The organism is Parabacteroides johnsonii DSM 18315, assembly GCF_025151045.1.
Taxonomy (GTDB): domain Bacteria; phylum Bacteroidota; class Bacteroidia; order Bacteroidales; family Tannerellaceae; genus Parabacteroides; species Parabacteroides johnsonii.
In genome coordinates, this window is sequence record NZ_CP102285.1 from 91694 (window position 1) to 108258 (window position 16565).

Below are 16565 nucleotides of genomic sequence, written 5' to 3' on the forward strand. Positions count from 1 at the left end.
TCAGAATGTTTTTGGGGTTTTTCGGCGAAACAGCTCGCCAAGCTCTTCACTGTAAGTCTCAAGATGGTGTGCCAGCACATTATCCAAAAAAGCGGGCACACTCATGTCATCACTCAGAAGGGGAAGGATACGGGCCAGCCTGCAATACATGTCATAGCTGATATAGGTCTGCTTTCTGTGTACGGACTTCTTTCTGTCCAGAAACAGTTCCTTGTACATTTCCACCTTCTCTTCCAGTCCGGGGTCAGCGCGAATCGTTTTGCGGGACTTTTCCTGTCCCTGTGTCTTTACTTCCGGCACATTTTTTTTCTTTTCTTTGACAGGAAGAACATTCTCACCGACATCTGCTCCAGATTTACCACAGGAAATGGATTCACTGGCCATCATGTCCTTCAAGGCATCCTCATCCACCTTGAATATTTCTCTTTTCTTTGCCATAGTTCTTATCCCGGAAATATGATATGTTCCATCTCCTGGGCAAACGCCTCAAGACGGCTGTCTTTCAGTAGTGATTCGGAAGGAGGGAGAAGGGTGCAGCGGAAATGCTGCCTGGAAGAGGGTGTCATTTCCTTGTTGAAGCGTTCAAGATCCGGAAGTACGGTTTCAAAGACCTTCAAACCCATACGGAGCACTATTGCATTATACATTACATACAGTTCCTTGGAAGTACGGCTGTCCATACGGTTCCAGAATAAACGTATGTCCTTCAGGGGAGCTTCCGGATGCTGTCCGATAAAATCCTGAACGGTCGATACAAAGGAAAGGCTGCTCTGCATGACCATACGGTCCTTTACAATGGGAGTGAAAATGAAATCCATGTTCATGACGGACTCAAATACACCACGGGAGTTCACCGTTCCGGGAAGATCGAAGAATATCAGGTCATAGTCGTCTTCCAGTTTGCCGGGAATCTCTGCAGCTGCCTCCGGAGTAGAAGTAACGATCGGATAGGCCTTACGGGAACCGTCTTCAAACTGACGGCAGAAAAGTCGCTGGTGATACTCGCTTTTTTCAAGGTTCTTCAAATCCCTTCCCCTTAGTTTTTCCAGACTGAACTGGGGATAGTCACAGTCAACGACAGCAACTTTCAGACCTTTTACATAATTAAAATAACTGGCAAGAACCGCTGTTACCGTGGACTTGCCCACACCGCCTTTCTGATTGCTGAAGGCGACAAGAATCGGACGTTTGTTCATACCTTTTGTTTTTGGGGTTAATATTCACTTTTTCTTTCACTAATCTTATAATGGCATTACGCTATTGTGATACTATTGTTGCCATGTTATTATGTCATTATGTTATTACAATACTATGTTGCCATGTTATTATGTCATTATGTTATTGCAATATTATGTTGCCATGTTATTATGTCATTATGTTATTGCAATACTATGTTGCCATGTTATTATGTCATTATGTTATTGCAATACTATGTTGTTATGTTATTATATCCTTATGTTATTGTAATACTATGTTGCCATGTTATTATGTCATTATATTATTGCAATACTATGTTGTTATGTTATTATGTCATTATGTCATTATGTTATTGTAATACTATGTTGCCATGTTATTATGTCATTATATTATTGCAATACTATGTTGTTATGTTATTATGTCATTATGTTATTGCAATATTGCACGCTTAAATCGCGTCAAAAATAAGGTCTTTCAAGCATACAGGTAATATGTAACCAATACCATGACATCAGATGTCATCAGGCGTCATTATATGTCATACAATCCGCTATTTCACAACTGTTTACACGGTCATAATTTTGCAAAGTCAGAACCGATGAACGGCTTGGAACATCTTCCGACGGACAGCAGCACGCCGCTCACGTCGCGCAGCAATCCGCCGGAGGTGGATTCTCTGTTCAAACGAACAGAGCAAGTTGTGTTTTTGTCCGACAGAAAGTATTCTGCCATACAAAAACCAACTTACCCTCCCTCACGGTCGGGGGATTTTCCTCCAAAGTCGGAAAATTTGACGAAAGAAGTAAAAAGACAGTTCAAATGTAGAAAAGCAAAATAACAATAATTGTATGATGGATTATTGAATGAAAATTATTATATAAGAATAAATAGAATATGACGACAGATTATGGGATCTTCTTCGTCATAATTAATATAAATAAGCTCCTAGAAAGGGCATAAAAAAGGGTGGCTGAAGTCACTCATTTTATATGTCATTATGTAAATAAGGTATCAATTTGGCTCTATCATATTAGATAAAGTCTCACATAAATTCATTAGATTACAATATTGACTATGTTGATCGCCACTATACAACGGACATAGCGAGAAATCTATTTCAGAGATTCTTTTTTTTACACCTTCCGCATCAATCTTACCATATACATAATCAGATATAATGCCATTGATAGTTTCTAAACACTCTTTCATTTTGATTTTCATTAAATTATAATTGGTTATTGACTCAACGTTTTCATGTAAAGATATTTTATATAGACTGATTTTTATTTTACTCCATTCACCACAAGCTAAACCGTAGCCCAAACTTGGCATATGGAAATGAATATGTTCAATTTTAAAGAACTTTACTAAATCAAAATCTACCACTTAAAGTGTAATACCTAACTGGCACTGTCCAATTATTGGGAATATACCATTATACTTATAATATAGGCCATCGATAAATTATTATTTCCCATATGAAGATATTAAGTATTGATATGTATTTAACTAATCGTATTCTAACATACCATAAATATTCTATTAATCACAAATCTGTATACTACAACAAGTTTAAAAAAAACACCCAATAGATTTATTTGATAGGGTGAGTAATTACAAAAACGTACAATATAAAAAGAAAGTAAAATGACTTAAAAACAAACACAATAATTATAAATCCTTTATATATGGTTATTTACATACCACTCAATTGTACTAATCAATCCTTCTCTAAATAAAACTAGAGGTTTATATCCCAATAACAATTTTGCCTTATCAATACAAGCAAAAGAATGAGGTATATCCCCTAATCTATAAGGTCCATTAATTGGATCTATAGTAGATACATACGAATCATATTGTGATAAATATGTTTTTATTAAATGAGCTAATTTATTAATAGTTATCTGTTCACCACATGCAGTATTATATATTTGATTAATTGAAGATGGATTAACTGTATTCAACGCTAGCATATTCATATGAATTACATTGTCAATGTATGTAAAATCTCTAGTATTGAGACCATCACCATTTATTTTAGGTTGTTGATAATTTAAATATTGCTTAATGAATAATGGTATAACAGCTGCATACGTACTATTAGGATCTTGTCTTCTTCCAAATACATTAAAATAACGCAACCCTATATATTCTATGCCATAAGTTTTAGCAAAAACTTCTGCATACAATTCATCAACATATTTCGTAAGGGCATATGGAGATAATGGTTTTCCAATACGATCTTCTACTTTGGGTAACTCAGTACTATCCCCATAAGTTGAACTACTTGCAGCAAAAATAAATCGTTTTACATTATTATCCTTTGCAGCAACAAGCATGTTTAAAAAACCGCCGATATTTACATCATTAGTTGTAATGGGATCATCTATGCTTCTTGGTATACTACCTAATGCTGCTTCATGAAGTATAGAATCAACACCTTTGGATGCTCTGATACATGTTTCTAAGTTACGAATATCCCCTTCTATTAAAGTAAAGTGAGTAGGGAAATTATCCAATAGATGTTGTATATTACTCATGTGACCTGTAGAAAAATTGTCTAGACATATAACTTCATAACCATTTTCCAACAAATGTTCACATAAATTTGAGCCAATGAAACCAGCTCCTCCTGTAACTAGTATCTTTTTCATAGCTTGTGATTATTTATTAAAAGTTGTTTTAAATAATTCTGTTTTAGTCTTCAAATTAATTATACTTTCAATTGGGATATTATTATCTTCAGCAATTCTTATTGCATTATTAATATTATAAAAACTCTTCTGTGTATGAGTGTCAGAATCCAGTGAAAACATTGCACCTTTTGTTATAGCATATTGTACATATTTTGGATCTAAATCCAAACGTAAAGGATCACCATTAATTTCAACAACTACATTGTTTTGTACACAAGCATCAATTATTCTATACATATCTAAATACAAACCTATGTTCCTCTTATAGATTCTAGAACTTGGATGTGCAAGAATATTTGACTCTGGATGCTCTATAGCTTTTAATATCCGTTTTGTGGCTTCTTTCTTTGTCATGCATACATCTCTATGAACAGCAACAATTACATAATCCAACTGTGCTAAGATTTTGGTTTCAAAGTCTAAAGATCCATCGGATAAAATTTCACATTCTATACTTTTCAGAATGGTCGGTCTTGATAATCTATTCAACTTATCAATTTCTTCGATTTGTTTAAATAAATCATCCTCTTTAACGCCATTCACTATTTTTGAATGATCAGATATGCCCACGTATTCTCTTCCACATTCTATAGCTAATTTTCTTAATTCAGAAATTTTACAACGCCCATCACTATAGTTAGTATGATTGTGAAAAGAGCCAAACAGTTTTTTCCCACAAATATAAGATTCGGAACCATTATTATTGATTGCATATTTATGTGGAAAATCAGCACTTTCTAAGTTTTCTACATAATACGCATATAGATCTGCTCTATCTGCTCCGTAAATTGATTTAGCTTTATCTGACAAATAATAGCGATATAGTTGCTGCTTACTATTTATCAAATCATTTTTTATTATCGACCGAAGTTCTTTAAGGTCTAGAAAGTTAGGCAAAATCAATGAACGAAGCCAATCTGGAATGTCAGCCAAATATCTATCAATAAATTCTATAGTTCCTTTATTTTTATATTCTCTGAAATATCCAATTGTTCTATTATCAAAGATTAACTGGTGAATATTATTTTGATCTATTATTGAATCGTCACTTTCTTTTGAAAAAGAATCGATAAGATTCAGTATTTGATTTGCATATAAATTTAGTTCTTCATCTCCGAAGAATAAACTTGCTCTTTCCAAATCGAAAAACTTATAATATAGCTTCTTATTTTGAATATTCATTAGACATCTATTGTTTATATCCACTCATTAATATCTTTTTTTGATACGCCCCATTGTATTTCTTGTTCCTGATTCGGTAAACAATACTTACAACACGGGATAGGCTTATTTAAAAAGTCAACGATCTCATCAATCGACTTAGCGTCATAAATATCAATAGAGTTGTTTAAGCTTGTATCAAATATATTTGAATGGAAATATTTTTGAAAAAATTTTGCTTTAAAAGGAACGACACAAGAAGACAACCTTCCATGTTCTAAAACAACACACCTTGCTTTCCAAAAGCACTTATTGAAATTTTCTTCCATATTCTGACTACCGCTACTATCTCTCAAATTTTTAAACCAACTCTTAGTAACTTTGCCTGGGGATTTTATACAATATAATTTTGTACCATAAAGACTAGCTTTCATATTAATTTTATCCCAATCTATGTCTATTGGATACATGGTAATACTGATTATTGTATTTGTATCTGCACATAATTTATATATTTTATCTGAGAGATTAGGTAAAAGCAATCCATTGGTACATAAGTATTTTTCTCCGGATACATATTGATTGGTAATTGTTATAAAATCTTCTAATTGAGGATGTAACAAAGCCTCTCCGCCCATAAGTTCCAAACAATGGATATTTCCATTTAACAACTCGTATAACCTACAAATATCTTTTTCAAATGTTTCTTTGTCTAGAAAGGATTTCTGGGCTAACGGAGAAAAATGACCACAACATTTACAATTTAAATTGCAATGATCCACAATATCAACGATAAATCTGATTTTATCTTTTGTAACTAACATAATACAGTATCAAATTTGACATTATATATACCAACCATTTAATATAAAGTTTCTCATATTAATATATTCTCTATTATAATATTTGAATCATTTAAAGTTATAAGTGAAAATCCTTCTCTTCCATGTGCAATTTGAAACTTTAAAAGTTTCGGGTGAAAAGCAAAGCCAATTGACGATGCTGAACTATATATTATACCGTCAATAGTCTTAATTTCATGATGGTGGGTATGTCCATATAATACCAATCTTATATTTTTATATTTATGAATAATATCATTGAATACATCACGATTTTCAAGTAACTTCCTATTAAGCCATCCATCCTGTTCAATAGGTGGATGATGAAGTACAATCACTGTAGGACCGCAAGAATGCTTTAATAGGTCAAGAAACTTGTCAGGGTAAAAATTACCTCGAGATTTTCCCGCCATAACTGAATTCAACATTATAAATGTCCAACCATTTAGCATAAACAATTCACAATTCTTATAGAACCACGATTTATGACTCCCATAAAATATATCAAGATTATCATGATTGCCAGGACAACAGAATGTAGGAATATTAGTTTTAGCCAATAAGTTATCTATGTAGTTATACGACCATGCAGATCCATCATTAGACAAATCACCGGAAATGATAATAGCATCAATATTATCCATAGTTTGAATCTTTTTAATAGCTTTATCAAAATGCAATTTGGTGTCTGTATTCCAAATTGGTAATCCATGATTCTCAAGGTGTATATCAGAAATATGTATTATTCTCATTATATATTGAACAGATTAAAAATATCATCATCAGAAACCTCTGATATATAAAAACTGTTGTACATATCAAAATCTATATCTAGTAAAATGCCGTTACATAGGTAAGGATATTCAGATGTAAAGTCTGGAAACTTATTTTTAAGTTCATTTTCTATTCGAGAAAAAATTTGTTCTCTATTACTTAACACCTGTGTCATAGAACATTTTCTATCTTTAATTTCAACATACACTCTTGTACCTTTAGGAATAAAAACTTTTGTTGAGTCCGTTACGGCTAATGCAAAAGTATATCGAATATAGCTATTTAAAAAAAGATCTTCTTTCGCAGTAAGTATTACTGCTGACTGAGAACCATAAATTAATGAATCAATAAATTTATGCAATATATCAATAAAATCTTCAGGAAGCTTATTAAAAACAAAATCCAAAATATTATCAGGTATTTCATCATAGAATGATGCAGCAATCGATCCTGCAATACATGCTTGTGTATCTGCATCACCACCCAAAGATACAGCTAAACGTATTGCATCCTCGAAATCAGATGATTGTAAAAATGCAATTATAGCTTCTGGTACACTTCCTTGACAACTAGAATCGAATGAATAATTAGTACGTATAGTGTTTATATCACGGCTAAGATTATAGCCAAATTTGTTTTCTATATAATCTTTAATATTTACTTTCGTAAATCCATGTCTTGCCAAGAAAATTGCTGCCGTAACTGCTTTTGCTCCTTTGATACCTTCTGAATGGTTATGAGTAATAATAGCAGTTTCTTCAGCTACTTGTAATGCATCCTTTAAACTTGGAGTTTTTAATACAATTGGACTGACTCTCATAGCCGAACCATTTCCCCAACTTTGATACGGTTCAGGTTCGCTAGAAAATAACCATTTCTTAAAAGAATGTCCATAACCAACTTCCATGTATTTTCTACAAATAGAACGGACTATTAGTTGTAATGGTATCGATGTATCCAAAAGCCAATTTGCAACAGCAATAGTAAGGACTGTATCATCCGTATATGTACTATTATTATTGAATAGAGTAAAATTGTAATCCTTCGTTCTATTCCCTTTTAATTCATACGATGAGCCAATAATGTCTCCTGCAATAGCACCAGCTATAGGCAGAATTTTTAAAATATCTTGTTTTGTCATATTTCCAATATTTTATTAATACTTAATTGGTTACCAACTTTAAAATTGTTTTCTTGTTTCCCTAGTTTTATCATCGTATTCATAATTTCTATAAAATCAGATATGGTTCCCTCCATTGAAAATGATTGAATATTGCTAACATTCAGGTCTTTAATGTTCTGGACTTGCTCATATCTACGATAAATATCGCCAGTAACAATAGATATGGCTGGGATTCCTAAATAAGCCAATTCACTCAAGGTATTTCGTCCGGATCTTGTTATCACAAGGCAAGCATCTTTGTAATAATGCTCTGCTGGAATAATTTCCTTATATAAAAATACATTATTAGGACAATTATCTCTATTCAATTCATCATAAATATTTTTACTTGAGCAAAGTATGTTTATTCTATACTTTGGAAAATAAGCAGCTACTTTTTTACACAACAAACCTATATGCAGGGTCGTTTCAACAAATTGCTCTCCTACATTGATGGTGCCACCACCCAATACACAATAGATATTATTTGTTGGAACATTCTTAATCGAAATAACCTCATTGCGGATTATAGTGTTGACAGAAATGAAATCATTGAATTTTTCATTGTGTTCCAATATTCTCAACCCATGAACAATCCCTAGATCACTTAAAGAATACATTTCTTTAAAGAAATCCATAGCTTCTTGATTATTATGAGGGTTATCAATATCAGAGGGATTAAGCAATGAGACAATTTTTATGTTAGGGTGAGAAATTTTAATAGACTGTAAAATTAATGGTTCACCATCAATTACTATTATTTCAGGATTAAACTTATTAATAATATCGTGAATATAATGTCCTATGTTATTAGTAGGCAAAAGTCCAATAGAGCAGTAATCCATAGGTGTTACTTCTTGTAAGGTATCATAGCCACGAGACTCCAAATATTTCTTCCCTTGAAGATAACTAATAAACATAATCTCGTATCCATAGTTATCTCTCAAGTATTCTAAAATAGAAACACCAGCAACTATTCTTCCTAATCCTGGGAAGCCACGAAATATACCAATTATCCTTTTCATTTTTCTACAGATGTCATTTTATAAATTTCTGATATGGAATATCTTCTTATTTGCAAAGAGTCTACACAAAGAGATGTACCTCCTTTATTTACTGAAAAAGCATACTGATAATGCCTGGCAACACAACTTTTTATATAATCATTAAATGCACCATATGGATATGCGTATGATGAAAATTCACCGAAATGATTTATGATGAAATCTTTAGACTGTTGAAGTTCAATCTCCAATTCCTCATCTGTTAATTTCAAAAGATTATAATGAGAAACACCGTGAGATGCAATTTCCCAACCATGATTATTAAGATTTTTCAATTCATTCATATTTAGGTGTTCTCTAAGGTGTGAATCCTTATTATTCCACCTATTATTTTTTCCAATCAATCCTGTACAAACAAAAACAGTCGCAGTAAAACCATATTCGTCAAGAATTGGCATAGCAAAATCAATCAGGCCTTTATATCCATCATCAAATGTACAAACAATCCAATTCTTTCTTGTTTCCATATCTTTTCCTAAGTAATCAGACATAGAACATAGACCGTAGCCTGCTAAATAAACTTGTTTAACAAATTTGGCAAATACCGATATGGGTGTTGTAATACTGTCATGTAATGTTCCTTGAACATCATGTAAACCTACTGCAATTATATGTTCTATGTTTTTATGAGCTATTACTGAAGTATTATCATCAATTAATGCATTCCATTTCTTTGATATTTCTTCTTTCTCGCAATACTGTTGTAACTTTTTGTATGCTCTGAAATAAATAGTCTCCTTATCATTCAATGATATTAGATTCAGCAAAGATAAAGACATTGATTTGGGAGTCCACTCTTTAAAAAATAAGAATGGGAACTCCTCACTTAGTGTTTCCGAGACAAATCCTGTATTAGAACTTATAAAAGCACATCCGTTTTGCAATGCTTCTACAATAGCATTTGGATGCCCTTCACATACAGAACCTTGAACATATAAATCCCAATTTTTCATGAGCTTAAGCAAATCTTCCCTTGAGGTTTTACTCGTAAATTCAATATTATTCCTCAAATTAAGCAGCTCTATTATCTGTATATATTCTTGTTTTAAGTCTTCATCAATATCACCAACTAATGATAACGTAATAGGCAGATCTGAAACCTTCTTGAATTCATTAATCATGTGCAACAGATTTAGAATGCCTTTTTTCTCATTAAGATGCGAAGCTGCACATCCCAACTTCAAGGAATTTGGAAGATTTGGGAATACAACACGTGTGTATTCACCAACAAGTTCATTAGGTATAATAGTACTTTTTCCTTTTGCATGTCGACATGCCAATGAAAGATTATGTTCCATTTCTTTTGAAAGACATACAATTCTATCAGCATTTTTTACGGCCTCCTCCAGATACCATGTATCTTCAATCGACCATTTCGCAAGGTTTATATCACTTCCTCTTAAACATAGTATATATTTAGCGTTTATCTGCCTCGCGAGTAATGAGGCATAATAACCATTAAATCTCCCTCCAAAGCCAATTATGATATCAAAGTCTTTGTATCTCTGCGATTCTGTTTTTAGCTTGTATTCCATTCGAATATACTTGTTTAGTCCTGTCAGTTTTCCTCCAGAAGCAGTAGCAATTGGCAATGCTAAAGAATCAGCAACTTCAACATAGTTGTTATTTGATAAAATATTAACTAGCCTTGTACATGAAAGAGACATTCCGCCACCTTCCAAACCAAATTCTGTTGTTACTATAAGTATCTGTTTCATTAGTATTTTCTTATGATATAATCATTCCATAATGATATGTCCCATCAATTAATTTCTTTACTATAGAGAATTGTTTATAATATGTATTAACCATATACTCTAAATCTTGAATACAAGGATTTTTCAATGTTCCATCTGGGAAATGTTCATATGTTTCAGACCAATTGTGCTTACACATGTAGTGAGGAAGTTTATTTAAAATATAAATGTTTTCTTGATTTTCAAATTGTTTATACCAAGTATCCTTATTTTGTAAGAATTCTTTAAATTCTTTATCATTCAAACTACAACCAAACATACTATCTAATGAAAATATAGTCTTTTCAATATTAGTTCCAGATAAGGTGTTTTTTTCAAGTTTCTCAAAACCTATAAATGATTCATAGCCTTCATCAATAGGCCATCCCGTATTCATGTAGAGACCAGCATCATAAAGTGTTTTAAGCCGATCCTCTTTATATAAAGCTTCAAAGACTTTACAAGCAAAAATACTTATGTCTGATGTGAAATCAACGATTGCCACCATCTTCTTAATCTTTTATTATTAAATATAATGTCTTACTTTTTCTGTTTATAGGATATTTATATGTTTCCCAAGACATAATTGTTGAACAAGGAAAAAGAGTTCTTACTTCATCATAGTTTAACCTTATGTATTCAGGAAATTCTTTATCAGTTTTTGTATATGAAGAGTCAATTATTTCCATAAGGTAATATTGGGGTTTGCCTGCACATATGTAGTATTCCTTCAGCAGACTAAGGTATTCTTCTTTTGATTTTGCAACATCTGCATAGGCACAGTTTACTAGAACCAACACATCTGATGAGTAATTCTGCCTATTGGGAAATTTTTCATTGTAAACAATGTTTTCTCTATTAAACATGTCTTTAAGTCTTCTTTGAGCAATGTGGCAAATCTGTTCATCTTTCTCAAATGCTATAATATTCGTGAAATCCAAATAACATAGAATCGCAGTAATATCACCCAAACCGGAACCAACTTCAAGTATTCTATTATCTTTATTTAGTGGTTTCAGTATGGAATAAACAAGTTCCCAATATTTTGGGAAAGTGTCTTCGCAATATTGTTTGCTCCATGGTGCTACTAAGAAATCTTCTTCATGTGTGATATTATACGCCCTTAGCATTGATTGAAGTCGTTCCATAATCCTTCAAATTGATTAATAACATAATCTTTCCCTTCATCTAAATTAAGTTGTACATTTGCTTCTTTCAGTATACAACTTTGCAGTTTAAAATCAGGCAGAACTCTTATTTCGCCATAATTTCTACAAGTTTTAATATCTCGTCTGAAACATGGAGAATCAATATATAAAACAGAGGTTTGATGATCTCCACTCTGGATAATCCATTTTAATGCACCTGTCCCTTTGTCTATAAAACTCACGGCATTTTTCTCTAACATGGGCCTTATATTGTATACAAATTGATTACTTCCTTTTAAGCCTATTTGTGGTAAGAGTTTTAAAGGTAGATCATTCTCTAAAGCAAATCTTATTATATTCTCAATTGATAGATAGTCAGGAGATTGAATAACAGTATTTAATCCGATATTAATACCAGACTTCTTTATTATTTTTATTTTATCAATTATATTATATAGATTTCCAGTGCCCGTACTTTTAGAAAATTCTTTCTCCGAAATAAAAGGAAATTGAATATTAAATTTTACTCTGGTTCCTTTAAGAATATCAATCTGTTCATCAGTTATCAGTGATAAATTTGTAGCGCAACTTATATCACACTTCATATGTTGATCAGCGTAACATATCATTTTAACGATTTCCTTATGTAAGAAAGGTTCACCGCCACTAAAATTTATTTCTGATATTTGTTGATCATTCAAGAAGTCAATTAGCATTTTGAAAGAATCAAACGACATCATACTAAATTTCACACCTTTTTCTTGTCCTTCATTATGACAGAATGGACATTGATAATTACATTTATTTGTAACCAATATTCTGAGTTTATTCCATTTAATTGATTTCATACTAAGCCAATATTACTTTTGTATTATAGTAATCTTCCAAAATCTCTTTCTTCTTCCCTAATAAATCAACTCCGTCTACATTATACATTTCACTTGGTATAATCATCAAATCATTCTTTTCAGGATGAAATTGTTCCATAATGTCTTTATGATTAAGTAATCCAGCTACTGAAACTGAACCACCATAAAGATTGTTTTTTATCAGATTGGTTTTTACATTTTCATATCCTTCAAAAGCTTTTGTAAAATAGTCATAACCGGATAATGGACAGATTAAATTTACAAAAGTTTTCTTTGGCAATTGCTTGATAATATTTTTTTGAGCCTCAATTCTTTTATCTGCTTCTATGAAATACTCATTATTTCCACCTCTAAAAACATCTTTTAAAATAGGTACTGTAAAGATGACCTCTGGATAATTTGCCTTAACCCATGTAATACACTTCTCATAATTATCGATACAAGCCTGTGATAAATCTTTCAGACGTTGTTGTGATGTGGATGTGTGTTCCATTCTACGAACCAAAATTTGACGGACACGTTTATTGACGCCGAGGTTATATAATAATTCAAGATCTTTTTTTATTTCCTCTAAATTACCGGTAAACATAAGCGTACATTTATTGAGTGGAGCATATTTTAATATATGTATAGTTCGCTCTCGTTCAGATCTAGGAATTATTTTCTCACGTTGTTCTTGCATAGTTATCAATGATAAATCAATACCAAAATTGGATATAGAATTAAGGAAATCAATTTTATCTTCTTTGATATATGCCCCAGTTGTAACCGTAGTAATCGTTTTAGTAGGAAAATGTTCTGAAGCAAGCTTTATGAATTCATAGATATTAGGGTGTAAGAATGGATCTGTATGTGGAGCTACTAAAACCCCTGCACCAAGTCGTACATAATTAACTTTAGGATTGATATATTCAAATCCTCTTAAAAGATCCTCTTTGTCAACAGGGGGAATTTTTGGATAATGTCCAAGATAAGAGTCTGTATGTACTTTACAAAACACACAGCCTATCCCACAATATTGACTTAATATAGGAATGTTGCCAAATGTGGCAATCTCCATGCGAAATGCATCAAACTGTTCTTTATTTAAAACCATACTCAACTTTTTTTACACAAATATAAATCCTCTTCTGGGTTTAACCCATTTTGGATGTATTGTTTGGAAATATTTCTTACATTAACCATAAAGTCCACACTGGAAAGAGTATTAATATAATCTATATTGTTATAGATTCTCTCATGATACCCATATCCATAAGCCAACTCTCTTTCTTCCTTAGTATGGACATTTTGATATTCAACTGTACTTGATATTTTAGTAATAGGAACCTGTAAAATAGCAAGTCCTCCAATTTTTAATATACGATAAATTTCATGTAAAGCAACATCAACATCTTTAATATCGCATAAAACATGATTACATATTATATAATCAAATTGGTTATCTGCAAATTCAGTTTTTTTTATATCAATAAATCGTATTTCTCCAATAAACTTTTGATTTTGTAGAAAAGCATCTCCTGGTATATAATTATTAATTACAGAGCCTAGCCATAATTGTAGATTGTTTTCTGGAGCAATATGCAATACGCTAATATTATTCCTATTCTGAATTTTCTCGACTTCCTTTAAGTAAGTATATACCAATCGTTCTTTGTCAGTAGAACTACACTTAGGACATCTTGCTGCTCTTCTCCCAGCTCCTATAACATGAAGTTTTTGAAGAACAGGAAATCGGTCAGCCCCCATTAAATCTAACTCTCCGCTATATCCACAAAATGGACATATGAAACATTTTGATTTAATTGAATATAAGTTATTATCTATCGAATCTATACCCATATTAAAATACATTATATTCTTGGAAATCATTACATTTTTCACATAAACCGATACGTTTATTATCAAGTAAGGACAAACGTATTACATTAAGCTCCGAATTATTCCAGCAATCTAAAAGTTTATCATTCATCACATTTCCAAAGCAAGTATCATACAAGAAATCGTCACAACAAAGAAGTATATTACCATTGTATGCGATAGTTAGTTTTCGGAATGGATAATTACAAAAACCAAAATCTTCAGCATTAAAGGTCTGGGGTATATTCCCCGCATAATTAGGCAAAATTTCATCTAAACGTCTCCGTTTAAAACTGATTTTTGGATTATTATCATAGGCTCTATAAATAGGCTCAACATATGATGACCATCCATCAGGATTTTTATCTCTGTCACCTCTATAATCATTAATATTTATATTATCCAACCCTATACTAAATAATTTATCCACAAGTTCTACAGTTAATAATCTGCCATTTGTTGTTATATCAAGAAATAAACGCTGTGACTTTGATTTTGCATATTCAATCATGCTATATAGCCTATCATCCAACAATGGTTCATTGGAAAGCATGAGTGCTACACGTCCATTATAATTCATTTCACATAATTGGTCAATTATAGTTGTATAACAACTCCACTTCATGATACCTAACGGCTTATCATTAAAAGCATGTGGGCAAAATGGACAATGATTATTGCAATCAGTTCTAGTCTCAATTAAGACCTGTTGAAATAATGGGAAATGTTTATGTGTATTATAAAATGATTTAAGATAATCTATATCAGATGCCCCTTTTTCTTTAAATCTAACAGATTGATTATTTATTTGCTGAATCATAATATCTCGTTTATATCGATGAATTTGGTATTTGGAAATTCTATTTTTTTGAATGCCTTGTGATCCACTAATTTAACAACTAAATCATAGTTTGACCGATAGGCATCTTCTGAAGTTATTATAGAAATTCCAAATTCATTTTTTATGCTCTTTTTATCAACAATTGAATCAAAGCAATCAACAACTGTAAAATATCCCTTTAGTTCGTTATAAATATCAAGAACCTTTGTATTTCTATAATCAGGTGTATCAGCTTTATAAGAAAAGCCCAATAATAAAATATTATGTGCTTCTAATGATATTGCTATATCCTTAATTTTATTTGCTACAACATGAGATTTCTCCTCATTAACATTTCGTGCAGTTTGAATTATATTCAATTGATGTTTTTTTTCTTTTGCTCGCTGAAGGAGATAGTATGTATCAACGCCGATGCAATGACCACCAACAAGGCCAGGATAAACTTTTGCAAAATTCCATTTACTTGCAGCACACTCTGTCACTTCATTAATATTTATTCCTTCCACATCACAGAAAGAAGAAAATTCATTTGCCAAAGCAATTAGCACGTCACGCTGAACATTCTCATACATTTTAGCAGCCTCTGCAACCTTTATACTTGATGCTTGAATAATAGGTGCAGAAAGAATAGTAGAATAAATATTATTCATTAATGATAAAGTTTCATTATTTGATGCTGAAATGATTTTTGGGATCAATTCTAATTTATGACTTTTATCACCCACATTTATTCTTTCAGGAGAATATCCAACTGAAAAATCTATATTGACTTTCATAGAAGAGCATTCTTCTAAAATAGGAATACAAATATCTTCTATAGCACCAGGGAACACTGTTGACTCAAAAATCACAATATCACCACGTTTTAGAATTTCACTTAGTGATTCACATACTTTCTTTATAGGGGTAAGATCTGGTTCATTATATTCATCAATACCAGTTTGAACACATACGATATATATATTACAATCTTTTATGTCTGAGTATAAAGATGTTAGCATACCCCTTTGAAGTGCAAATATAATATTACGACGTTTCTCACATTCACGATTATCAATGCCTTCTTTTAATAGACTTATACGATTAGAATCATTATCTAAACCTTTGCAAGTAAAATGATTTGAGATTAAACAAAATAAGGGTAATCCAACATACCCTAAACCAATAACAGCTATTCTTATATCTTTCTCCATTCCAAGAAATAAAATTTAT

18 protein-coding genes are annotated in these 16565 nt (G+C 31.7%); all 18 read right to left on the bottom strand.

Annotated features, from left to right (window positions below):
- Nucleotides 1–438, bottom strand: a complete 438-nt coding sequence (locus tag NQ564_RS00455; RefSeq protein WP_008152225.1) for a DUF3408 domain-containing protein — start codon at nucleotides 436–438, stop codon at nucleotides 1–3.
- Nucleotides 439–443: 5 nt separating this feature from the next.
- On the bottom strand, nucleotides 444–1196 hold the full coding sequence (locus NQ564_RS00460) for a ParA family protein (protein WP_008152224.1): 753 nt from the start codon (nucleotides 1194–1196) through the stop codon (nucleotides 444–446).
- Between the two features lie 574 nt (nucleotides 1197–1770).
- Entirely contained in the window at nucleotides 1771–1929 is a 159-nt protein-coding gene (locus NQ564_RS00465; RefSeq protein ID WP_227963198.1) for a hypothetical protein, read from the bottom strand.
- Nucleotides 1930–2208: 279 nt separating this feature from the next.
- Nucleotides 2209–2529: a hypothetical protein gene (locus NQ564_RS00470; RefSeq protein ID WP_157632076.1), complete on the bottom strand. Its 321-nt coding sequence runs from the start codon at nucleotides 2527–2529 to the stop codon at nucleotides 2209–2211.
- Between the two features lie 350 nt (nucleotides 2530–2879).
- Nucleotides 2880–3854 (bottom strand): SDR family oxidoreductase, encoded by a 975-nt coding sequence (locus NQ564_RS00475; RefSeq protein ID WP_008152218.1) that lies wholly within the window; start codon nucleotides 3852–3854, stop codon nucleotides 2880–2882.
- Between the two features lie 9 nt (nucleotides 3855–3863).
- Nucleotides 3864–5036, bottom strand: coding sequence for a PHP domain-containing protein (locus tag NQ564_RS00480; protein WP_157632074.1), 1173 nt, complete (start codon nucleotides 5034–5036; stop codon nucleotides 3864–3866).
- Nucleotides 5037–5092: 56 nt separating this feature from the next.
- Nucleotides 5093–5881, bottom strand: coding sequence for a GTP 3',8-cyclase MoaA family protein (locus NQ564_RS00485; protein WP_008152215.1), 789 nt, complete (start codon nucleotides 5879–5881; stop codon nucleotides 5093–5095).
- Between the two features lie 53 nt (nucleotides 5882–5934).
- Nucleotides 5935–6651 (bottom strand): metallophosphoesterase family protein, encoded by a 717-nt coding sequence (locus tag NQ564_RS00490; RefSeq protein ID WP_008152213.1) that lies wholly within the window; start codon nucleotides 6649–6651, stop codon nucleotides 5935–5937.
- Entirely contained in the window at nucleotides 6651–7814 is a 1164-nt protein-coding gene (locus tag NQ564_RS00495; protein WP_008152211.1) for an ADP-ribosylglycohydrolase family protein, read from the bottom strand. The genes NQ564_RS00490 and NQ564_RS00495 overlap by 1 nt, the downstream gene beginning before the upstream one ends.
- The gene (locus tag NQ564_RS00500) at nucleotides 7811–8860 is read right to left on the bottom strand and encodes a glycosyltransferase (protein WP_008152210.1); all 1050 of its coding nucleotides are present in this window, start codon (nucleotides 8858–8860) and stop codon (nucleotides 7811–7813) included. The genes NQ564_RS00495 and NQ564_RS00500 overlap by 4 nt, the downstream gene beginning before the upstream one ends.
- Entirely contained in the window at nucleotides 8857–10617 is a 1761-nt protein-coding gene (locus NQ564_RS00505) for a polysaccharide deacetylase family protein (protein ID WP_008152208.1), read from the bottom strand. Before NQ564_RS00505 ends, NQ564_RS00500 begins: the two co-directional genes overlap by 4 nt.
- Before the next feature lie 10 nt (nucleotides 10618–10627).
- Nucleotides 10628–11143: a hypothetical protein gene (locus tag NQ564_RS00510; protein WP_008152206.1), complete on the bottom strand. Its 516-nt coding sequence runs from the start codon at nucleotides 11141–11143 to the stop codon at nucleotides 10628–10630.
- Nucleotides 11144–11147: 4 nt separating this feature from the next.
- On the bottom strand, nucleotides 11148–11783 hold the full coding sequence (locus NQ564_RS00515; RefSeq protein ID WP_039848343.1) for a class I SAM-dependent methyltransferase: 636 nt from the start codon (nucleotides 11781–11783) through the stop codon (nucleotides 11148–11150).
- On the bottom strand, nucleotides 11759–12631 hold the full coding sequence (locus NQ564_RS00520; RefSeq protein WP_195486216.1) for a radical SAM protein: 873 nt from the start codon (nucleotides 12629–12631) through the stop codon (nucleotides 11759–11761). Before NQ564_RS00520 ends, NQ564_RS00515 begins: the two co-directional genes overlap by 25 nt.
- Nucleotide 12632: 1 nt before the next feature.
- Nucleotides 12633–13748 carry a DUF512 domain-containing protein gene (locus tag NQ564_RS00525; protein WP_008152200.1) on the bottom strand — a complete coding sequence of 372 codons (1116 nt, stop codon included), beginning with the start codon at nucleotides 13746–13748 and terminating at the stop codon, nucleotides 12633–12635.
- Nucleotides 13749–13750: 2 nt separating this feature from the next.
- The gene (locus NQ564_RS00530) at nucleotides 13751–14494 is read right to left on the bottom strand and encodes a class I SAM-dependent methyltransferase (protein WP_050771076.1); all 744 of its coding nucleotides are present in this window, start codon (nucleotides 14492–14494) and stop codon (nucleotides 13751–13753) included.
- A gap of 1 nt (nucleotide 14495) precedes the next feature.
- Nucleotides 14496–15332 (bottom strand): radical SAM/SPASM domain-containing protein, encoded by an 837-nt coding sequence (locus NQ564_RS00535; protein WP_008152196.1) that lies wholly within the window; start codon nucleotides 15330–15332, stop codon nucleotides 14496–14498.
- Nucleotides 15329–16546 (bottom strand): nucleotide sugar dehydrogenase, encoded by a 1218-nt coding sequence (locus NQ564_RS00540; protein ID WP_008152194.1) that lies wholly within the window; start codon nucleotides 16544–16546, stop codon nucleotides 15329–15331. The genes NQ564_RS00535 and NQ564_RS00540 overlap by 4 nt, the downstream gene beginning before the upstream one ends.
- Nucleotides 16547–16565 lie beyond the last annotated feature (19 nt).